Raw genomic sequence first — 19,018 nt, 5'->3', positions numbered from 1 at the left:
CATGAAGACAAAGACATTTTTTAGCATAAAAATTTTAACAATATTCTCTTTTATTTTTCTCTTAAACAGTTGTACTGATTTAAATGAAGTTGTTTTGGATGAAAAATCAGGAAATTCTGTTTCAGATCCGGCTGGTTCACTTGCAGCAGCATATGACAGACTTGGAGACGGAACTTTTACAGATCACGGAGCCGTTTTTGCCATGCAGGAATATACTACTGATGAAGCTATTTTACCAACTCGTGGAAGTGACTGGGGTGATGGTGGAAAATGGAGAGATATGCATGAATTTACATGGAGTTCAACAAATGCTATTATAGTTTCTAACTGGGATTTATTGAACAACGGAATTACACGTTCTTTGAGTGCAATTAGGTCGGTGCAAGCAGGAACTTTTCCTGAAAAGACATTATTCCTGGCAGAATCAAAAGCTCTTTTGGCTTATTATACCTACACAACATTAGATCTATTCGGGCAAGCGCCATATAGAGATCCAATGAGTGTAACAGCACCGTTGCAAATTTTAAAAGCTGATACGCAAATTGATCAGTTAATAAAAGATGTTGAAGCACTAATTCCTGATTTGGCTGATTCTGGTACTCAAAGAACGCACCACGGAAGATTTACCAAACAAGCTGCTTATGCTTTTTTAGCTAATATGTATTTGAATCGTGCGGTTTTTAAAGATCGCTACAATGCTACATCTGCTTTTAATTTTAATGAACCAGCAGTTGCAGGAAGCACAGGAACAGATATGGACCGTGTTATTTATTATACATCATTATTGATCGATTCAGGAAAATATAGTTTAGAAAGTGATTTTTTCAAAAACTTTGCAAGAACAAATGAGAATGGTACAGAGCTTATTTTTGCAATTTCTCAAAAAATAGATTACATCCGTAATGGTTCAAACAGTTTTGCTTATGTATCTATGGAGCGCAACCAGAGAACATCTGCGGCAAACAGGGGAACAAATGCCGCTTGTACAACTCCGGAATTCTACGCATCATGGGATGGTAATCACGACGATCCAAGATTCGAACAACATTACCAATATGCTGATGGTACATGGTTTATGAATGATGGTACAGATGTAAGTGTTCCTGCAACAGATGTTGTGCCAAAAAGTAGCCCGGGTTCGCCTTGGTTTCACTTTAACAGAGGTATTCAGGCGGGACTTCAATATGGACCTATATTATTGCCTTCAGGATCTCTTGAAATGGTAGGTAACCGTATCAAAGTTTCTCCATTAGTTATGGAAAAAAGCACCACTACCAGAATGAATTTCACACCATCATTGACATTTGCAGATCCTACTAAATCTGTTTTTGCTCAAAACGAAATCAATCAGGGAGCCCGTGTTTTTAAATACGAATTCGATCCTGAAGGAGGAAACGGTAACAGTAATGTCGATATTCCGTTATTCCGTTTAGGTGGAATCTATGCTATGAGAGCCGAAGCTTATTTTAGAAAAGGAAGCACAGGTTTAGCCATGATCGATCTTAATAAATTGCGTACAAGCAGAAAAAGAGAATCATTATTTGGAAACGCTCCCGGAAAAGTACTTACTACTTTAGACTCCAATCAGTTGTATAAAGAATTAGGTTTTGAATTGTATTGGGAATTACAAAGAAGACCACAAAGTATTCGTTTTGGAAAATTCGATTTACCAGGAACTGCAAAAGCAGCGACTCAACCGTTTAGAAGAGCATTCCCGATTCCGCAAACCGTTATCGACCAAAAGGTAATTAAACAAAATCAAGGATATAATTAAAAGTTTTGTGTTAGTTTTATTTTTTTACAAATGCCTGTTTCGAAAGAAGCGGGCTTTTGTTGTTATAGGCAATTAACATTTAGACATATTCTAATGTGTAGAGACGCACAGCAGTGCGCCTCTACATGAAAAACCTTTGTCCCTTTGCACCTTAAAGCCTCAGAACCTTTATAAAACCTCAGAACTTCAAACAAATCCTTAAGTTAATAATAACACAATTGGCTTTTTGAATAATGCAACTCTTTTTTTATTTAAGTAAATTTACTATAGTAATTTATAAATAAATTCTTATGAAAGCAGTACGATTTTTTGGAAACAAAGATGTTAGGGTTGTCAATGATTTAGAGAAACCATCACCAAAAGGAGATGAAGTATTATTAAAAATTGGAGGAGCCGGAGTATGCCATTCCGATTTACATGTAATCGATGAAGGTTTGGTATCTGGAATAACCTTTACACTAGGGCATGAAAATGCCGGATGGGTAGAAGAAGTTGGAGAAGACGTAAAAGGGTTTAAAAAAGGCGACGCTGTTTTGGTCTACGGACCATGGGGCTGCGGACATTGTAAGCCTTGCCAGAGTTCTAGTGAAAACTATTGCGATCATCATTCAGAAATGGCTTTTGGTGGCGGACTAGGGCTGAATGGTGGTATGGCAGATTATATGTTAGTACCTTCTTCCCGTTTATTAGTACCAATTCATGATTTGGATCCTGTCATTGCCGCACCCTTAACAGACGCTGCATTAACACCATATTCAGCAATTAAGCGCTCTTTGCATAAATTAATGCCAGACGAGTATGTTGTTGTAATAGGAGTTGGCGGATTAGGACACGTGGCGCTTCAAATCTTATCAGAAATGTGCGGATCGACTATTATTGCATGCGATATAACTCCGGAGAGACTTGAATTTGCGAAGAAATTAGGCGCTCGTTTCGTGGTTAATTCTACAGATAAAGACGCTGCAGATCAAATTAAAAAAATTACAGGAATTAAAAAGGCAAAAGTAGTACTTGATTTTGTGGGAGCTACATCAACAATAGATCTGGGAGCTAAAATTATTGGTTTAGATGGTGATTTGACAATTGTTGGACTAGGCGGTGGAAAATATAACTATAGTATGGGAGGGTTACCAGTTGGTGTAAGTATAACCAATCCGTATTGGGGTTCAAGAACCGAATTAATGGAAGTAATTGGACTTGCGATACAGAAAAAAATCCATATAGAAATTGAAAAATATAGTTTAGATCAGGCCCTTGAAGTTTATGATAAATTAAGACACGGGCAAATAAAAGGAAGAGCAGTATTAATTCCGTAAAAAGATTAGTCCTATAAATTAAAGTAATGTAAAAGCGGATAAAAAAAATTATCCGCTTTTTTTATTCCATTTTTCAATCATCCTGCTATCCTTAATGATTGAGCTCTAATGGTGTGTGTCTGTAGGAAACTTAAAAGAAAAAAGTAAGCAGAAGAACCTTGATATCTCAGAGCCTTGTATATTAAAAACCTCCAGATAATGGTTTCAAATTAGAATTTGCAACCATTAAGAGACAGGCTATGAAATATTTTTATTTTCATTTTGGATAATTTTGGGAAAATGTAAAATCAAGGCTATAGTGGCGATCCGAGAAATATTGGAAGGAAAAATTTATAATATAAAATCGTTTAACTGCTATAGTAAAGTTGGAACCCATTAAAAAATCAAATTATGAAAAAGAGTCATTTATTATTCGTTGTTTTTTTCTTCTCGCTGGCAATGTCAGCTCAAAGTTCAAAATCATTTCTATTAAATCTGTATGGAGGTTATACTTTTTCGGACAGAGTAGATTTTGATGATTCCTACGCACGTGTAGAAGATGGTTTTGAGTATGGTGCAGGTTTGGAGTATTTTTTTATGGAGAATAGTTCTATTGAATTAAAATATAATAGACTTGATACAAAAATGCCATTATACACAAACGTTGTCACACCTATTGGGGGTGTTCCCTCTGGAACTCAGCTTAATGCTGGAAAAGATAAGGGTGCTATTAATTATGTATTACTAGATTATACCTATTATTTTGGTTCAAGCACACAAAATCTGCAACCATTTTTAGGGGCAGGTGCGGGTATTTCAATTCTTGAAACACCGCAAAGTGGTAACGGAACTTATTTTGCCTGGGAAATTAAAGGAGGTGTAAAAATCAAAACCAGTTCGCCATTATCAATAAACCTACATGCTTATTTGCAATCTATGTCGGTGGCTGTTGGATATGATTATTATTGGGATTACTACTGGGGACCTGTAGCAGTTAATGATTATGTATCAACATTTCAGTTTGGACTTGGAGCTTCTTTAAGCTACGATTTCAGCAAATAAAAAAGCACCATTAAATAGCTTCAATTAATAGTTGCTGAAAGAATAATTTAGATAAAGCGAAAACGCATTCCCTTGTGTTTTCGCTTTCTTAGCTGCCAGTATTGCTTTATAAAATTATATTAACAAAAGTAAATTCCGTCTTGTTGCAGACACGAAATAAAGAATGAGATATATTATTTATTTTCTTTTACTGGTACATCCGATAATTGTAAATTCACAAACAGAGAATCTAAATCAGTTTTGGAACGAGTATGCTTTTACCAAACCTTTAAGCCAGAACTGGGTAGTTGAATTAGATGCCGGTTTTACATCGAGCAGTACGCCTGATGATAAAAACCTTTTTAGTGATCTTACACAAGCATATTTTAGAGGATGGGCACATTATTATCCCGGCGATCGATGGAAAATTTCCGTATTTTATGCCTACTATTCTAATAAAAATGTACCCGAACTTAATCAGACCGAAGCACCGGAATGGCGTTCGGCATTGCAGTTAAGTTACAGCTTAGTAAAAGATCATAGAATAAAAGTAAATTTAAGATTTCGGTTTGAAGATCGGCACCTTCATAACGACGACGGTTATTTTGAAGCAGCAGAACGACTTCGCTTTCAGGTCAAATCAGTATGTCCTATCAATGATGTTAGGATTCACAAAGGAGTGCTGTATTCTTTTGCAGCAGAGGAAGTTTTTTTTAAAACCGACAGTCAGGTAAGTGGTCCCGAAAATTTTGACAGAAACCGATTAACATTGGGACTTGGTTATGAGTTTGTTAAAGATTTACTGGTTGAAGTTTCGTATAACAACGAAATCATGCCAAGACAAGATGTCGATAAATTTGTTAATGCAGTACAGGTAAAAGTAATTTTCAATAATTTTCTTCCGGATCTCATCAAATCATTCGAGCGAACCAAAAAAGCCGTAGACGAAGGAAACGGAGGCTTATAAAAAACTTACTATAGAAGAGTCTTAATTAGTCAGATTATCAGTAACTTAGTGTCATGTAAAGAACATTGTTATTTTATAAAAATACAGTGAGATGATATAATACCTAAACACTATTCTATAAGTATTTTTGATAGGAACCTCGGTAAAAATAAAAATCATATTACCCGGCATTAATCACATTCAAAATAGAAATATTATGATACATCAAATTGACACAACAGATAATATTGTAGCCTTTAGAGCATTAGCAGAAGTTACCACAGAAGATTTTTTAAACGTGGTAATTCCAGCAGTAGAGCATTTGGTAAAACAAACTAACGAAATTAATTTTTTACTAGTTTTAGATAATGATGTAGAAAACTTCACTTCGGGTGCTTGGTTGCAAGACGCATTGCTAGGTCTCAAACATCTGGGGAAATGGAATCGCGCCGCAATAATTTCAGATTCCGAAGAAATAATCTCCTTTACCAACGGATTTAATTTTGTAGTTCCGGGAGAATTTCATGGCTTTAAAAAAGAAGCATTCAATAAAGCACTAAACTGGGTTGAAGGAAATATAAATATAGCATAAGGAGCTTATTTTGTTTCAGATTTAAAAAGTTTGTTTCAAATTCTAGGTTTTCTTTGTTTCAAGTTCTAGATTGAACCAAACTTAAGTTCTGATAGATAAAAAACAGCCACGAATTCATTCATGAATGATAGTCTACTACTATGTAGAAAAATTCATGAATTCGTGGCTGTTTTTTTGCGTTCTCAACTTGAAACTTGAAACAAGATAAACCTGAAACAAGATAAACCTGAAACAAATTTTCTAATGGTTATATTCAATACCACTGCTATCGTTGATTTCTCTTTTTTCTTTCGAGATTTTAGAATATTGTTTATAGCAAGCAGAAGCTATTAATGGCAATGCAAGGCTTCCTACAATTGCTGCTGTTGTATTTTGGCCCGCTTTTTTTAGAAGAGCACCGGCTATAAGAGAACCAACTCCTGCAAAAAGCAATTGTTTTGCGGATGGATTTGGCATATTGGTTTTTTCAGGAGTAATTCCGTGAAGTAGGGGGTCTATGAAATTTAAATTTTCCATGATTTTTTTGAATTTGTGTGTTATACTTTTTTATTATGTAGAGAACTTTTCGGTATCAGTTTCGCTTTCAATTTTTTCGATTTCTACTTTTTCTTTTTTAATGGCTTGTCTTAATAACGCAAAAAGGCTCATATATATATTTGCTAAAAAAACAAGCGAAAACCCTGCCACAATGTAACCTCTCCAATCATTTAAGAAAAGTTTATAATTACAAAGAGCCAAAAAAGCAATTGTGACATAATGGCTAAAACAGTACTCGCAAGTAAAGAGATAAAATGCCTTTCTGCCTAAAAGAGTTTTTTCGTTTTTGGAATGTTTTATACACCATTCGCGAGGCTCTTTAAAAATCTCTTCATGCGTAACCGTCCAACTCATACAGGCAATTGGAAGAGCGAGAACAAACATCCAGATGATTTGATTTGTGATATCCATCGTTTACTACATTTTTCTAAAATCAGTTTGGTTTGTTTAAAAACTGACAGCTTAAAATTACTGTAATCCTAAGAAGAAAAATTATATAGTTTTGATTTTTTATTATAAAATTATATTCTGTAAAGCCGACAGGTTTAAAAAAAAACTGTCATAGATTTATATTAGAAATTCCCAGGATCAAGACTAGGAAAAGGATCGTGCGACACATCATCAAGATCGTCGTCATGGTCATCCTCTGAATCATCGTCATCAAGATCACCATCTTTTTCTAAAGGATCATTTAGATTTTCAGAATCTTCATCATTCGTAATTTGTTCTTCTCCATTAATGATTGCATCTTCATTTGGAGTATTTTCGTTCCTGTTAAAATCATTTGTTTCATGATTAACGTCAACTACAAATTCTCCTTGATCTTCATTAAAAATGGTATCAGAATAATTTCTTTCATTTTCGATAAGGGTATCTAAATCACTATAATCGCGATAATTATGGTTGTTTTGATTTTTCATGATATTTTTATTTAAGTAAGTTTTACAGGTATTTTTCGAACTTATTTTTACTGGCTTGTATATTTACGAATTTACTCCAGTAATTTACGCAAAATATTACAGAATAAGTGTTTCTATTTCTATAATTATCAGTTGTTTGTGATGTAATTATTATTGGAGATTTTGTAACAACACCTTTAACTAAAATTTTATTTTGTTATATCGGAGAGAAAAAGTAACTAAATAGTTTAGAAAGTATAGCTGTAGGAAAACTAATTTTTGAATAAAAGCAGAAAATGCCAAAAAGTAAGAGTTGTTTTATTAGAAGAAGGTAATTATAGGTAATAAGTAATATTTTGGATTTAATTATAACTTTTAGTTATATTCTATGAGACGGGCTGTAAGAAAAAAAAGAAGTTATTGCGTAATATTGCGGAAGAGAGTTTTTTGCACAAAAATACTGCAAATATTCCTTAAACAAAGTCCTAAATTGTTTTTTTACCTACTATTATTATGTTTATTACCCTTACCCCAAATCAAGTCCATTTTCGTTATGGCAAAAATCAATGGCAATATTCTTTTGATGAAATAGCCGAACTTGGCATATTGAGAAAAAAGAAAACCTATTTTCTTGTCAACACTATGTTTATTCTCGTCACCGGTGTAGCTTATTATTGCATGATTTTTTCGGATATAATCGACATTTATTATATCATTCCAACCTTGTTATGTTACACTTTTCTTATTATTCTGAGATTTAATGATCGCACAGAATTTGAATATTCCGTTTTGGTTCGGGATATTTATGAAAAAGAAATTACAATCAAAATCAAAAACCAAGACCGGAATTTAATAGGCAAACAAATTGATCAATATTTAAACCTTCAGTTTGATCGAATGATACAGAAAACGGCCTAATCTACTAAAATTCATTAAATGTTATTACCCATAATTTCCAGTTTCGATTTAGTATGTATCGTTATTGCAGTAGTATACGGATTTGTGATTACTACTAGAAAAAAATAACAAAATATTCTATTTCATTTCCCTACAGATGAAATAGTTTTAGAATGCATTTCAAGACGGTCTGGCTGTAATACTAAAATCTGGTATTGAGTTGGCTCAGCTATTCCACATCCCCAAAAGAAAACATATGTCCACTTCAATAAAAAATAAAATAAAAAGTATTAGAGAGCTAAAAAATTATACACAAGAATATATGGCAGAACAACTTGGAGTTACCCAAGCCGGCTATAGCAAAATTGAGAAAGGCAAAACTATTTTATCTTATGTTAAATTGGTTGAAATTGCCCGCATTTTAGACGTTAGTGTCGAAGATATTCTAAGTTTTGACGGTCAGCGATACTTTGGCAATTTTAATAAAGTTATAGGAAACAATAACGGAAGTATCCTGATTAATACCGAAAACACGACAACTCTAAAAGTTCTGTACGAAGACAAAATAAAACTCTTAGAGAAACTACTCCACAAAACAGAAGCTGAACTAGAGCGTTATAAAGAGAAATTTGGAGAGATTTAGAGATTAAGCTCCTTTTGGCCATTTCCAGGCATACAAAACAATTAGAGTTGTAATTACACTTTCAAGTAAAGCCAGAAAAACATAAAAACTTCTCCAGGGCGTTAACGAAGTAAAAGCAATTAATACCATAATTAAAGTAAAGAATACGCCAAACAATATATTTAGAAATCTATTGATTTTTGGTTCTAAGAGAATAGAAAAAAACACCATCACAGCCGGAATGGCTAGTAAAAATGCTGCCATAAATAGTTTGACAGGATTATCAAGTAAATTAGCTCCGTTTACAAGTCCTGCAGTTTTTTGAGGCACATACAATTCAAAATAATCCCCATATAAATAACACAAGGTTACCGATGTCCAAAGAAAGGCAAGTTTGATTTTGATATTCACTTCAAAATCTTTTAAACTGTTGGTATTGTGTTTTGTATCCATAAGTTGCAGTTTTTAAATATGACGAAATATCTGAGTTTTTGTTACATGTTGTTGATTTTTAAATTTTTAGTTAAGTTGATATTGACTATTTTTTAGAATCAGGTAATTATAGAAAGCTATGTTAAAATGTAATTTGCCTTAATCTGATATACCAAAATCTTTTTGAGAAGACATTATTTTTGAGATTTTATATTTTTGAAGATCAACGAACAACGTTCCATCGGAACATCTCGTTGGTAGTAGAATAAAAAAATAATGGTTTTAATGTTTCATCGGAACATCTCATAGGTAATGGCAAATACATACACACAGTTGCATATACAATTTGTTTTCGCAGTAAAATATCGTAAAGCATTAATTGGCGTAGAATGGAAAGACAGATTACATCAATATATAACAGGTATAATTCAGTCAAATCAGCATAAAATGCTTTGTATAAACAGCATGCCAGATCATATTCACATATTTATAGGAATGCGTCCAACACAATCTATTTCTTCGCTTATTCAAAATTTAAAAACAGAAACAAGCAAATGGATTAAAGAAGAAAAATTGTGTTCAGCTTTTGCTTGGCAGGAATATGGTGCTTTTTCATATTCAAGAAGTCATGTGTCCAATGTAATTCGCTACATACAAAATCAGGAACAACATCATAATAAAGAAACATTTATAGCAGAATATCTAAAACTACTAAAAGCATTTGAAATAGAATATGATGAACAATATATTTTTAAAGAACCGATTATATGATTTTGTTCCATCTGAATATTTCATTGGTAGTCCAATAAACACGGCGTTTTTTTACGTTCAGTAGGAATGTTTGATTTTATAAATAATAATTGGTAAAAACAGATACAGATTACATATATAATCTCTCAAACGTCCCAATGGGACGATGTTTCTCACGATGCTTTTTTTTCTACCGATGAGGTGTTCCGATGGAACACAATCTAAAATATCCTAATTTAATGACATTGTTCTGCGGGACGAAATTGGAAATTGGGATTTTTTTACTGGTGAAATGTTCCGATGGAACACAATCTAAAATATCCTGACTTAATGACATTGTTCTGCGAGACGAAATTGCGAAATTGGGATTTTTTTACCGATGAGATGTTGCGATAGAAACATTAAATTTAATAAATTAAGTATTATTTTTGTAAAAGAAAAACTGGTTCAATAATAGACCTGATAATTAGATACATAATTAAATAATAAAAGATATGAAAAAGCTATTTTTGATTTTACTCTTGTTATTGCAAATCCCTGCAATTTCTGGAAATAACCAAAGTGAAGATCCTTCATCAAAAAAAATTGTTGGAAATTGGTATAATAATTCTGATCATAATGCAAAATGGGTATTTACTCAAGATGGAAAAGCTTACAATTATTACAACAATGCTTTCAAAGTAATGTATCACTATAGCATTTCACATTCTTGCCAAAATAATTCAGATGATACTATTGAATATTTAACCTTAATGGATAAAGACGGTAACGAATTTTGTTTTAAAATAAATGGAATAAATGAGAATAAAAATGGCATCTTATCCCTGACCAATATGAGTAATATGGAGACACTTGTGTTTGTCAACAATATAAAAGCAGGGAATTAGTACTTGTGAAATTTAAAATAAGAATTTTTAGTATGAAAATGTACATTTTAGTGAAACAGGGTGTTCCTGATAAACTCGTTCCCGTAATAGCGGCACATGCTTCTTTGGCTTGTTTTAGAAAGTTTGAACATAATTATAATATGCAAACATGGATAAATGGAATATTTAAAAAAGTAGTTTGTGTGGTATCTGAAACTGAATTTAATAATGCACAAAAAGAAACAGACAACAATATAGTATTAACAGAATCTGCTCTGGATAATCAGGAAGTTTGTTTGGCATTTGTTCCGAGGGAAGAATATCCTAAAATGTTCAAATTCTTTAAAATGTGGACTCCACAGGATAATTTGTAAGTCAGAGATGTGATGTAATTTGCGACTTGGCGTCTTTGTGGCTAATTTTCTTACCATTAAACTTTCATTAACAAAAAATAATTTTCCATTAGTTTATATTTGTAAGGCACCAACTAAAGCATTCCCAAATATGAAAATCCACGCTTTTAAAATATATACCTTTTTGTTTTTTGCTTTTTCGATAACTTCCTTTGGTCAAAACGTTAAGTTGATTAATATCGATCAGTTAAATGAGAGAATTAAAAACGGAAAAGACAGTACTTATGTCGTTAATTTTTGGGCAACCTGGTGCGCACCATGCATTAAGGAATTACCACATTTTGAAAAGTTGAATACAGAATTTAAAAGTGAAAAATTGGCTGTAGTATTAGTCAGTGTTGATTTTAAATCAAAACTCAGCTCGGCTGTAATTCCTTTTGTCAAAAGGAAAAACATGAAAAGCGAAGTTTTCCTATTGAACGAAAGCAATCCACAAGAATATATTGACCGAGTTGATAAGTCGTGGTCCGGAAGTATTCCTGCTACACTGTTTATTAAAGGTGATAAAAGAAAATTTGTTGAATCTGAATTTAGCTATGAACAATTACTAACTGAATATAAAAAACTATAAATTATGAAAAATTTTATTACCGCAGTAACCGTGTTTTTATTTAATATGTTGCTTTCTCAGGCGCAAACAACTACGCTTAAAGCCGGAGATACTGCACCGGATTTTAAACTAAAAAATGTAGATGGCAAAGAAGTTTCTTTTGCAAGTTTTCCAAAAGCCAAAGGTTTTATTGTTGTTTTTACTTGTAATACATGTCCGTATGCAGTGGCGTATGAGCAAAGAATAATTGATTTGGACAAAAAGTTCAAATCACAAGGATATCCTGTAATTGCTGTTAACCCAAATGATCCTGAAGCTTCAAAAGCAGATTCTTTTGATAAAATGCAGGAATTAGCGAAAGACAAAAAGTATCCGTTCCCTTATTTATTTGACGCAGGACAAAAAGTAACAGACGAATACGGAGCTAAACATACACCACATCTTTTTATTGTTTCTAAAACTGATAAAGGAAATGTTGTAGAATATGTGGGAGCAATTGATAACGATCCGGAAGGAACTAAAACAGAAAAAACAAAATATGCCGAAGATGTAATTGCATCATTAAAAAGCAATCAAAAACCAGCAATTACGCAAACTAAAGAAATTGGCTGTACCGTAAAAAGAAAAGCAAAAGCTTAATTTTTCCAGAACAAAATGATATAAAAAATGCCTCAATATTTAATATTTGAGGCATTTTTTTAAACCTTAGATTTTAACCGACTTAAAGTTTCCTGAGAAATATTAATATAAGAAGCAACTACTTTATTTGGAAGTCGCTTTACAATTTTAGGATTAACTTTTAGTAATTGAGTATATCTTTCCAGAGCATCCATAGTAGTAAAAGACATCAGTCTGTTGGTATTATTTACATATGCTTTTTCTAAATAAAGGCAATAAAATTCTCTCCATTGCGGAATAATTTTCATTAGGTGATTAAAATCATCATGATTAATATATAACAGCTCTGATTTTTCGATCACCTGAATAGATTCCATTGAAGGTAATTTGGTTATAAAACTTACCAATGCCGTAGCAAACTGATTTTCGAAAGTAATGTAGCGGGTAACATCTTTTCCTTCTTCATTTATAAAAAAAAATCTCAAACAACCTTTGCCTACAAAATAAGTTCGCTGGCTGATTTCGCCTTGTGAAAGCAATAAATCATTTTTATTTTGCTTTAACGGTTTGAAATAACTGAGAATGGTTTTTAAATCATGGTCAGTAACAGTGATACTTTTATTTATGTAAAGGGTAAGTTGATCGTATATCATGTGATTAAATGTAGTCTCGGATAAATTTACGGTAATAGATAATATCTTCTATTGATAATAGAATTAAATCGTGTTCTTCTGCAAAACTTATAATCTTTTTGGTTTTAGCCATGCTGCCATCTTCGTTCATCAATTCGCACAATACGGCCTGAGGTTTTAGTCCGGCTAGTTTCATCAAATCGACACTGCCCTCAGTATGTCCGTTTCTTTCGAGAACACCTTTGTTTTTGGCTCGTAACGGAAAAATATGCCCGGGTCTTGCCAAGTCTGAAGGTTGAGTATTGTCATTGCAAGCGGCTTGAATCGTTGTAATTCTATCAGCAGCTGAAACGCCAGTTGTTACGCCATTTTTTGCTTCGATAGTAATCGTAAATGGAGTTTGAAAGCTACTGGTATTTTCTTTTACCATATAGGGAAGATCTAATTGATCTGCTTTTGCGTTAGTCATACAAAGGCAAACAATTCCGCTACATTCTCTTATCATCAGCGCCATATCTCTTACAGTTATATGTTGTGCAGAAAAAATTAAATCTGCTTCATTTTCTCTCTTTTCATCATCTGTAAGTAAAATTCCTTTTCCATTCTGAAGATGTTTTAAAGCTTTTTCTACACGTTCCTTACTTGTAATTCCAAATTGAGATATTGGATTTAATAGTGTACTTATCATTTAATTCGTAAAATTTTAGATTAATTTATAAAATTATAAAGAGACAAATCTAAAGTAGTTTAAAATGTAAAAGTTTGATATAGGTCAATAAAATGAAGCTTTTGATTCTATTAAATCATAGAGTTTAGGCATAGAGTTATCTTTATAAGATTAGACTAATTATGAACTCTCTTTTTTTAAATTATAATATTGTTTCGCTTAATTTTTGTTTTTCCTGAAGTTCCAATTCGGCTATGATTTGTTTTTTCATAGTTGTGTTGATATAGTCTTTTACTTCGGCGTATGAAACATTGTATTTCTTTGGAATATCCTGAAAATGAACTGGAAAATTAGCTAATAACTGATCATAATAATGGTCAAGTTCTTTTTCATCCGGCATTTCAAACTTTAATTTAATCTGAAATCTTCGAAGCAAAGCCGTATCAATGCTGTTGTAATAATTGGTAGCACAAATAAGTAAACTGTCTGTTGGGAAATAATCTATTAATTGGATTAGCGTATTTACCAAACGTTTCATTTCTGCTACATCTTTATCATTATTATCCCTGCTTTTTCCAATCTGATCAAATTCGTCCAGAAATAAAACAGCTTTTTCTGAGATGACTCTGTCGAATATTGCCTTTAGATTTTTAGAAGTTTCACCAATTTTCGAATTGATTAAAGTACTAAGATTTATAATGATTATTTTTTTGTTTAAAGTAGCTGCAATGGCCTTTGCAGTTGTCGTTTTACCGCAGCCGGAATGACCGTGAAGCAGTATTTTATTATCAACTTTAAGATTGTACTTTTTTAATTCTTCAATATAAGTATGTTCTTTAATTGTTTGAAGCAGTGCAGTTTTATTCTCCTGGCTGAAATGTAAATCATCCAGCGCTACTTTTTCAGTATCATTTATAATAAGTTCGTACAGATTCATTTGAGCATTTATTTGATGCAAAATTAGACTTTATTCTGCAATATTTTCGTTCCAGATTTCTTTTCCTAAAAAGCGATTTCCAAATATAGAAGTTCCAACTCTTACCAGGTTTGAACCTTCGGCAATAGCCAATTCTAAATCCTGAGACATTCCCATTGAAAGTTGTAAATTGGTTATGCCTTCAATTTCTGCAGTATAAATTTCGTCTCTTATCTTTCGGAGTAAATGCAAGGAGGGACGCATTTTTTCTTTCTCGACATCCAGTAATCCAATACTCATCAAGCCTTTAATTTTTAAAGTTTTGTATTCTTTAATCTTTTTTATAAAGGGAATAACTTCCGTTGGAGGTAAGCCAAATTTACTCTCTTCAAACGAAGTGTTTACCTGAATAAAAACATCAATGGTTCTTTCTGCTTTTTGTAGCTGTTTGTTTAATTCTTCGGCTAAACTAATTCTGTCCAGAGATTGAATACAGGTTACATATTTTAAAACATCTTTTACTTTGTTGGTTTGCAGATGTCCAATAAAATGACGTTCAATATTTAGATCTTTCAAAACCGAATCTTTATCACGCAGTTCCTGCATTTTATTCTCACCAATAAGTATTTCTCCGGCTTCAATTGCAATTTGAATGTTTTGGGCAGGAACGGTTTTAGTTGCCAACAATAATTTGACATCTGAGACATTTCTGCCAGAAAGTTTACAGGCATCTTCAATACGCTGATAGACTTGTTTCAAATTAAAAATTATCTCTTCTTTCATGGTGCAAAAGTAGAAGTAAAGCTGGAGGCGGGAAAGATCCAGTTTTAAGGATTATTGATGGTCCAGGTTGTGTGTGAAATTGTGTCTTTTAAATTAACCTTATAACCTTGGATAGCCTACGGTTTCAATTATAGGATTCGGATTGTGGTAATGTATTTGAATTAATTAAAAGAAGTATTTTTTTTGTCAATCCTGAGGATATTGTGATTACTCTTTATCATTTCAAACAAAAAAAGACCGCCATTTAAGACAGTCTTTGTCTATTTTTACATGCTTTTCAGTTTCTTCATAAATATTGGAAACACTTCGTTTAATTCATCAAAAAGTGGATTATTGCGATGTTTCAGTTTTATTTCGCTAAACAATTTCAGTCCAAGTGCAAATTGCGTTGCTTCGTGCGGATTTTCAAATAAGTTTTTGTCTTTTATTTTTTCGATTATGCCAAATATTTCGTCATGATTGTCAAATTCAATTCCAAGTTCTTTTGCAGGTTCAGTTTCACCGTTTGCATATTCTTTTAAACTTAGGGTAAGAGAATATTTATTAGATCTTTTTTCCATGTGGTATTATATTATAATTATTTCAACCATTTGTCTACAATGGTTTTAAATGTTTCTTTGTATTGTTCACCAACTGTGATTTCAGTTTTATTAATGAAGACAGAGTTTTTGCTGATGGAACTTATTTTATCTAATGAAACGATAAAAGAGCGATTGATACGCATAAATTTTGAAGAAGGTAATTTTTCTTCCAAGGCTTTAAGCGAAATCAAAGACATCAGTGATTTCTGAGAATCTTCGAGATGGACTTTTACATAATCCTTTAGGCTTTCGATATATAAAATATCTTTCAAAGAAATTCGAACCCATTGATATTCTACTTTTAGAAAAATAAATTCATCATCTGCAGTTATCGAGTGAAAGTGATTTGATGCTTCTTCAGACAATTGCAAAACCTTATTGGCGGCTCTTAAAAACTCTTCATAACTAAAAGGTTTCAATAAATAATCGATAGCATTTACTCTGTATCCTTCAATCGCATAATGATTGTAGGCTGTAGTGAAAATGATTTTAGGCAATGGTCCGGGCTGTTCCTGCAAAAGTCTTGCAAGTTCCATTCCGGTTAAATTAGGCATGTTTATGTCCAGAAATACAATGTCTGGTTGTTGTTCTCGTATCATGCTCATGGCTTCAACGGCATTATCACAGCTGCAGGCCAATTGCAAAAATGGAGTTTGTTCTATAAAGGTTTCCACAAGTCTCAAGGCAAGTGGTTCATCGTCTACTGCTATACATTTTAATACCATCATTGTTCTAAAGTTATTTGCAGATTTACTTTGTATTTTCCATTTTGATCAATACCTGCTGTCATAAAATGCTTGTTTGGATAAATCAAATGCAATCTGCGTTTTGTATTTGTTAGTCCAATTCCGCCTTGATCAGGTGTAGATGTTTTTTCGAAGAAAGTATTTTCTACTTCAAATTCAAGATCGGCTCCATTTTGCTTTAGCGAAATATGTATTTCGCTTTTATCAGTTGCATTTACGCCATGTTTAAAAGCATTTTCAACTAAAGGTAGTAACAACATTGGAACAATTGGATAATCGTGAATTTTTTCAGGAATATCTGTTGTTATAGTTAGCTTGCTATTGGCACGAAGTTTCATTAAAGCTATATAATCTTTCATGAATTCTCCTTCTTTTAATAATGTAGTTCGTTCACCTTCTGTACTATAAAGTAAATATCGCATCATACGGCTTAAAGTATGAAGTGCATTACGGGAATCTTCTATATTGGTGTATGTTAGGGAATAAATACTATTAAGGGAATTAAAGAAAAAATGCGGATTAATCTGTGCTTTCAGCATTGCCAGTTCAGCCATTGTTTTATCCTGTTCGAGCTTTTGTTTGTGTTGTGCGGCTTTCTGCCAATGTTGGAGCATGGCATAACTGGTACTAATTCCTAATACCAATAAAGTTAAGCTAAAGACATAATTGTCAAAATAGTTATTTCTGTACTTTTTGAACCCTATAAGAGCTGCGAGTTTGTTATGCAGATCTGTATTTGCATTATATAAATAAGAAATGAGCTGCATGGCACAAATGAAGCATAATACCCAAAATAAAAATGGACCAATTTTGTCTTTTATAATTGTTTTTGGGACTACCACTTTGGCATTATAATAAAAAATGAAAATCATAAAAAACAAGACAATAGTCTGCCAAAGCCAAAATATCGTTGGGAGCACTATATTCCACGTAAGTGGTATATAAAACAGCTGGATATATCCTAACAATATCCAGGCAAGGATATGTAATCCGGTTGACATATAAGGTTTAAAAAAATTGGGTTTCATTATATTTTATGATTTTAAGGACAATATTACATTTTATTTGCTTTCGATAATTAACCGATCGCTAAAAATGGAATTACAGTCCATAAAAACCCTTTTAGAACCGATGAGTTTCTTTTAAAAATGCGATTTTTAGCAGATTCTGCTTTTATCGGTTCTTATCGCATATCTATCGATTGTACCAAGGGCTACGTCTATTTGAAAAATTTCGCTTGAAGAGTTTTAGTTCTTTTGCTTCTTAATAAATAGATAATCTCATATTTCATCAAAATGAATAAGCAATCTTTTTTAAGCATTATTGCTGCGTCAGTTATCATCGCTTCATGCGGAAATAAAAATGACAAATCGGCTCAGGCTGGCGGCGCACCACAAGTTAAAGAGTATAAAACTCTGACTTTAGAACCTAAATCAGCGACCTTGTATACTGATTTTCCTGCAACTATTCAGGGACAACAAAATATAGAAATCCGCCCAAGGGTAGAAGGATATATTGATAAGATTTTTGTTGATGAAGGTGCCGTTGTAAAAGTTGGACAACCATTGTTTAAAATTAGTGCACCAGAATATGAGCAGGAGGTACGTACTGCAACAGCAAGTATAAAAAGCGCTCAGGCAAACTTGAGTGCGGCAAAACTGGCGGTAAACAAAGTAAAACCTTTGGTCGAAAAAGGGATCATCAGTAAATATGATTTAGAATCGGCACAATATACTTACGAATCGGCTTTGGCAACATTAGCGCAGGCAAATGCTACACTAGTAAATGCTAAAACCAATTTGGGATATACAACCGTAACAAGTCCGGTTAATGGAGTTGTAGGTTCTATTCCGTTTCGTTTAGGAAGTTTAGTTGGTTCCTCAACCGCTGAACCTTTGACAACGGTTTCCAGCATTGGCAACGTTTATGCTTATTTTGCATTGAATGAAAAAAAACTTTTAGATTTTACTCAAACTGCTGAAGGAAGCTCTCTGACTCAGGTAATCAAAAAAATACCTGCCGTTTCATTATTACTCTCAGATGGTTCTTTGTATGGTGAAAAAGGATATGTTGAAACTGTAAACGGATTAATTAATACCGAAACAGGTTCGGTTACTTTTAGAGCACGTTTCGCTAATCCAAAAGCTATTATCAGAAGCGGAAGCAGTGCAACCGTAAAAATTCCAACACAAATAAATGAAAAGCTATTGATTCCGCAAAGTGCGACGTTTGAACTTCAAGACAAAATGTTTGCAGTTACGGTTGGAAAAGACGGAAAAACTAAAAATGTTAGTATCAAAGTTTTTGAAAATAGTGCCGGAAATTATTATGTAGTAACGGAAGGATTAAAAACGGGAGATCAAATTGTTCTGGAAGGAGTTGCTTCTTTAAAAGACGGAAGCGAGATCAAACCTAAAAATCAGAGTCAAGAATCGGTTTATGCCGACTTAAAATAAGAAAA

Annotated in this window: 23 protein-coding genes; 12 read left to right on the top strand and 11 right to left on the bottom strand. The window is 32.8% G+C overall.

Going from position 1 to position 19,018, the window contains the following annotated elements:
- Position 1 precedes the first annotated feature (1 nt).
- The 5 genes from CHB81_RS08720 (at position 2) to CHB81_RS08700 (ending at position 5,648) form a co-directional block, all read left to right on the top strand.
- Complete coding sequence (locus CHB81_RS08720) at positions 2 to 1,774, top strand: RagB/SusD family nutrient uptake outer membrane protein (protein ID WP_089351512.1); 1,773 nt, start codon at positions 2 to 4, stop codon at positions 1,772 to 1,774.
- Positions 1,775 to 2,064: 290 nt separating this feature from the next.
- On the top strand, positions 2,065 to 3,090 hold the full coding sequence (locus CHB81_RS08715; RefSeq protein WP_176427508.1) for an NAD(P)-dependent alcohol dehydrogenase: 1,026 nt from the start codon (positions 2,065 to 2,067) through the stop codon (positions 3,088 to 3,090).
- 390 nt (positions 3,091 to 3,480) lie between these two features.
- Complete coding sequence (locus CHB81_RS08710) at positions 3,481 to 4,131, top strand: outer membrane beta-barrel protein (RefSeq protein WP_089351510.1); 651 nt, start codon at positions 3,481 to 3,483, stop codon at positions 4,129 to 4,131.
- Positions 4,132 to 4,294: 163 nt separating this feature from the next.
- Positions 4,295 to 5,077, top strand: coding sequence for a DUF2490 domain-containing protein (locus CHB81_RS08705; protein WP_089351509.1), 783 nt, complete (start codon positions 4,295 to 4,297; stop codon positions 5,075 to 5,077).
- Between the two features lie 196 nt (positions 5,078 to 5,273).
- Positions 5,274 to 5,648: an STAS/SEC14 domain-containing protein gene (locus CHB81_RS08700; RefSeq protein WP_089351508.1), complete on the top strand. Its 375-nt coding sequence runs from the start codon at positions 5,274 to 5,276 to the stop codon at positions 5,646 to 5,648.
- A 240-nt stretch (positions 5,649 to 5,888) separates the two neighbouring features.
- Here CHB81_RS08700 and CHB81_RS08695 read toward each other — a convergent pair whose 3' ends face one another.
- The 3 genes from CHB81_RS08695 to CHB81_RS08685 form a co-directional block, all read right to left on the bottom strand.
- Positions 5,889 to 6,164 (bottom strand): hypothetical protein, encoded by a 276-nt coding sequence (locus CHB81_RS08695; protein WP_089351507.1) that lies wholly within the window; start codon positions 6,162 to 6,164, stop codon positions 5,889 to 5,891.
- Between the two features lie 33 nt (positions 6,165 to 6,197).
- Positions 6,198 to 6,596 (bottom strand): hypothetical protein, encoded by a 399-nt coding sequence (locus CHB81_RS08690; protein ID WP_089351506.1) that lies wholly within the window; start codon positions 6,594 to 6,596, stop codon positions 6,198 to 6,200.
- A gap of 161 nt (positions 6,597 to 6,757) precedes the next feature.
- On the bottom strand, positions 6,758 to 7,105 hold the full coding sequence (locus CHB81_RS08685; RefSeq protein WP_089351505.1) for a hypothetical protein: 348 nt from the start codon (positions 7,103 to 7,105) through the stop codon (positions 6,758 to 6,760).
- 1,132 nt (positions 7,106 to 8,237) lie between these two features.
- Between CHB81_RS08685 and CHB81_RS08675 the strand changes: the two genes are divergently transcribed.
- Positions 8,238 to 8,624 carry a helix-turn-helix transcriptional regulator gene (locus tag CHB81_RS08675; protein WP_089351503.1) on the top strand — a complete coding sequence of 129 codons (387 nt, stop codon included), beginning with the start codon at positions 8,238 to 8,240 and terminating at the stop codon, positions 8,622 to 8,624.
- A 3-nt stretch (positions 8,625 to 8,627) separates the two neighbouring features.
- Here CHB81_RS08675 and CHB81_RS08670 read toward each other — a convergent pair whose 3' ends face one another.
- Positions 8,628 to 9,056 carry a DUF6326 family protein gene (locus CHB81_RS08670; protein ID WP_089351502.1) on the bottom strand — a complete coding sequence of 143 codons (429 nt, stop codon included), beginning with the start codon at positions 9,054 to 9,056 and terminating at the stop codon, positions 8,628 to 8,630.
- A gap of 291 nt (positions 9,057 to 9,347) precedes the next feature.
- Between CHB81_RS08670 and tnpA the strand changes: the two genes are divergently transcribed.
- The 5 genes from tnpA (at position 9,348) to CHB81_RS08645 (ending at position 12,253) form a co-directional block, all read left to right on the top strand.
- Positions 9,348 to 9,806 carry an IS200/IS605 family transposase gene (gene tnpA / locus CHB81_RS08665; RefSeq protein WP_089351501.1) on the top strand — a complete coding sequence of 153 codons (459 nt, stop codon included), beginning with the start codon at positions 9,348 to 9,350 and terminating at the stop codon, positions 9,804 to 9,806.
- Positions 9,807 to 10,279: 473 nt separating this feature from the next.
- The gene (locus CHB81_RS08660) at positions 10,280 to 10,672 is read left to right on the top strand and encodes a hypothetical protein (protein ID WP_089351500.1); all 393 of its coding nucleotides are present in this window, start codon (positions 10,280 to 10,282) and stop codon (positions 10,670 to 10,672) included.
- Between the two features lie 32 nt (positions 10,673 to 10,704).
- On the top strand, positions 10,705 to 11,025 hold the full coding sequence (locus CHB81_RS08655; RefSeq protein ID WP_089351499.1) for a peptidyl-tRNA hydrolase: 321 nt from the start codon (positions 10,705 to 10,707) through the stop codon (positions 11,023 to 11,025).
- Positions 11,026 to 11,155: 130 nt separating this feature from the next.
- Complete coding sequence (locus tag CHB81_RS08650; protein ID WP_089351663.1) at positions 11,156 to 11,635, top strand: TlpA family protein disulfide reductase; 480 nt, start codon at positions 11,156 to 11,158, stop codon at positions 11,633 to 11,635.
- Positions 11,636 to 11,638: 3 nt separating this feature from the next.
- Positions 11,639 to 12,253 (top strand): thioredoxin family protein, encoded by a 615-nt coding sequence (locus CHB81_RS08645; RefSeq protein ID WP_089351498.1) that lies wholly within the window; start codon positions 11,639 to 11,641, stop codon positions 12,251 to 12,253.
- Between the two features lie 59 nt (positions 12,254 to 12,312).
- On the opposite strand, the gene CHB81_RS08640 is transcribed toward CHB81_RS08645, so the two are convergent.
- From CHB81_RS08640 to CHB81_RS08610, 7 genes are all read right to left on the bottom strand, one after another.
- The gene (locus CHB81_RS08640) at positions 12,313 to 12,885 is read right to left on the bottom strand and encodes a Crp/Fnr family transcriptional regulator (RefSeq protein ID WP_176427507.1); all 573 of its coding nucleotides are present in this window, start codon (positions 12,883 to 12,885) and stop codon (positions 12,313 to 12,315) included.
- Between the two features lie 4 nt (positions 12,886 to 12,889).
- Entirely contained in the window at positions 12,890 to 13,552 is a 663-nt protein-coding gene (ribB, locus tag CHB81_RS08635) for a 3,4-dihydroxy-2-butanone-4-phosphate synthase (protein ID WP_089351497.1), read from the bottom strand.
- A 181-nt stretch (positions 13,553 to 13,733) separates the two neighbouring features.
- Positions 13,734 to 14,468 (bottom strand): AAA family ATPase, encoded by a 735-nt coding sequence (locus CHB81_RS08630; protein ID WP_089351496.1) that lies wholly within the window; start codon positions 14,466 to 14,468, stop codon positions 13,734 to 13,736.
- Between the two features lie 30 nt (positions 14,469 to 14,498).
- Positions 14,499 to 15,230 (bottom strand): YggS family pyridoxal phosphate-dependent enzyme, encoded by a 732-nt coding sequence (locus CHB81_RS08625; RefSeq protein WP_089351495.1) that lies wholly within the window; start codon positions 15,228 to 15,230, stop codon positions 14,499 to 14,501.
- Positions 15,231 to 15,496: 266 nt separating this feature from the next.
- Positions 15,497 to 15,790 carry a DUF3861 domain-containing protein gene (locus CHB81_RS08620; RefSeq protein ID WP_089351494.1) on the bottom strand — a complete coding sequence of 98 codons (294 nt, stop codon included), beginning with the start codon at positions 15,788 to 15,790 and terminating at the stop codon, positions 15,497 to 15,499.
- Positions 15,791 to 15,807: 17 nt separating this feature from the next.
- On the bottom strand, positions 15,808 to 16,539 hold the full coding sequence (locus tag CHB81_RS08615) for a LytTR family DNA-binding domain-containing protein (RefSeq protein ID WP_089351493.1): 732 nt from the start codon (positions 16,537 to 16,539) through the stop codon (positions 15,808 to 15,810).
- Positions 16,536 to 17,585, bottom strand: a complete 1,050-nt coding sequence (locus tag CHB81_RS08610; RefSeq protein ID WP_089351492.1) for a sensor histidine kinase — start codon at positions 17,583 to 17,585, stop codon at positions 16,536 to 16,538. The genes CHB81_RS08615 and CHB81_RS08610 overlap by 4 nt, the downstream gene beginning before the upstream one ends.
- 267 nt (positions 17,586 to 17,852) lie before the next feature.
- Here CHB81_RS08610 and CHB81_RS08605 point away from each other — a divergent pair, with 267 nt between their 5' ends.
- Positions 17,853 to 19,013, top strand: a complete 1,161-nt coding sequence (locus CHB81_RS08605) for an efflux RND transporter periplasmic adaptor subunit (RefSeq protein ID WP_089351491.1) — start codon at positions 17,853 to 17,855, stop codon at positions 19,011 to 19,013.
- The last annotated feature ends 5 nt before the right edge of the window (positions 19,014 to 19,018 follow it).

Origin of the sequence: Flavobacterium sp. ov086, from assembly GCF_900187965.1 — a bacterium.
In the GTDB taxonomy this organism is placed as follows: domain Bacteria; phylum Bacteroidota; class Bacteroidia; order Flavobacteriales; family Flavobacteriaceae; genus Flavobacterium.
The sequence above is the reverse complement of the archived record's forward strand: the minus strand, read 5'-3'. Positions and strand labels throughout refer to the sequence as shown.

What these genes read in the sequence shown, in the direction of transcription:
- CHB81_RS08630 (WP_089351496.1), bottom strand. Translation starts at nt 14,468, where the DNA reads ATGAATCTGTACGAACTTATTATAAATGATACTGAAAAAGTAGCGCTG.
- CHB81_RS08645 (WP_089351498.1), top strand. Translation starts at nt 11,639, where the DNA reads ATGAAAAATTTTATTACCGCAGTAACCGTGTTTTTATTTAATATGTTG.
- CHB81_RS08695 (WP_089351507.1), bottom strand. Translation starts at nt 6,164, where the DNA reads ATGGAAAATTTAAATTTCATAGACCCCCTACTTCACGGAATTACTCCT.
- CHB81_RS08605 (WP_089351491.1), top strand. Translation starts at nt 17,853, where the DNA reads ATGAATAAGCAATCTTTTTTAAGCATTATTGCTGCGTCAGTTATCATC.
- CHB81_RS08720 (WP_089351512.1), top strand. Translation starts at nt 2, where the DNA reads ATGAAGACAAAGACATTTTTTAGCATAAAAATTTTAACAATATTCTCT.
- CHB81_RS08700 (WP_089351508.1), top strand. Translation starts at nt 5,274, where the DNA reads ATGATACATCAAATTGACACAACAGATAATATTGTAGCCTTTAGAGCA.
- CHB81_RS08710 (WP_089351510.1), top strand. Translation starts at nt 3,481, where the DNA reads ATGAAAAAGAGTCATTTATTATTCGTTGTTTTTTTCTTCTCGCTGGCA.
- CHB81_RS08660 (WP_089351500.1), top strand. Translation starts at nt 10,280, where the DNA reads ATGAAAAAGCTATTTTTGATTTTACTCTTGTTATTGCAAATCCCTGCA.
- CHB81_RS08620 (WP_089351494.1), bottom strand. Translation starts at nt 15,790, where the DNA reads ATGGAAAAAAGATCTAATAAATATTCTCTTACCCTAAGTTTAAAAGAA.
- CHB81_RS08715 (WP_176427508.1), top strand. Translation starts at nt 2,065, where the DNA reads ATGAAAGCAGTACGATTTTTTGGAAACAAAGATGTTAGGGTTGTCAAT.
- CHB81_RS08610 (WP_089351492.1), bottom strand. Translation starts at nt 17,585, where the DNA reads ATGAAACCCAATTTTTTTAAACCTTATATGTCAACCGGATTACATATC.
- CHB81_RS08650 (WP_089351663.1), top strand. Translation starts at nt 11,156, where the DNA reads ATGAAAATCCACGCTTTTAAAATATATACCTTTTTGTTTTTTGCTTTT.
- ribB (WP_089351497.1), bottom strand. Translation starts at nt 13,552, where the DNA reads ATGATAAGTACACTATTAAATCCAATATCTCAATTTGGAATTACAAGT.
- CHB81_RS08685 (WP_089351505.1), bottom strand. Translation starts at nt 7,105, where the DNA reads ATGAAAAATCAAAACAACCATAATTATCGCGATTATAGTGATTTAGAT.
- CHB81_RS08640 (WP_176427507.1), bottom strand. Translation starts at nt 12,885, where the DNA reads ATGATATACGATCAACTTACCCTTTACATAAATAAAAGTATCACTGTT.
- CHB81_RS08615 (WP_089351493.1), bottom strand. Translation starts at nt 16,539, where the DNA reads ATGATGGTATTAAAATGTATAGCAGTAGACGATGAACCACTTGCCTTG.
- CHB81_RS08625 (WP_089351495.1), bottom strand. Translation starts at nt 15,230, where the DNA reads ATGAAAGAAGAGATAATTTTTAATTTGAAACAAGTCTATCAGCGTATT.
- CHB81_RS08670 (WP_089351502.1), bottom strand. Translation starts at nt 9,056, where the DNA reads ATGGATACAAAACACAATACCAACAGTTTAAAAGATTTTGAAGTGAAT.
- CHB81_RS08705 (WP_089351509.1), top strand. Translation starts at nt 4,295, where the DNA reads ATGAGATATATTATTTATTTTCTTTTACTGGTACATCCGATAATTGTA.
- CHB81_RS08675 (WP_089351503.1), top strand. Translation starts at nt 8,238, where the DNA reads ATGTCCACTTCAATAAAAAATAAAATAAAAAGTATTAGAGAGCTAAAA.
- tnpA (WP_089351501.1), top strand. Translation starts at nt 9,348, where the DNA reads ATGGCAAATACATACACACAGTTGCATATACAATTTGTTTTCGCAGTA.
- CHB81_RS08690 (WP_089351506.1), bottom strand. Translation starts at nt 6,596, where the DNA reads ATGGATATCACAAATCAAATCATCTGGATGTTTGTTCTCGCTCTTCCA.
- CHB81_RS08655 (WP_089351499.1), top strand. Translation starts at nt 10,705, where the DNA reads ATGAAAATGTACATTTTAGTGAAACAGGGTGTTCCTGATAAACTCGTT.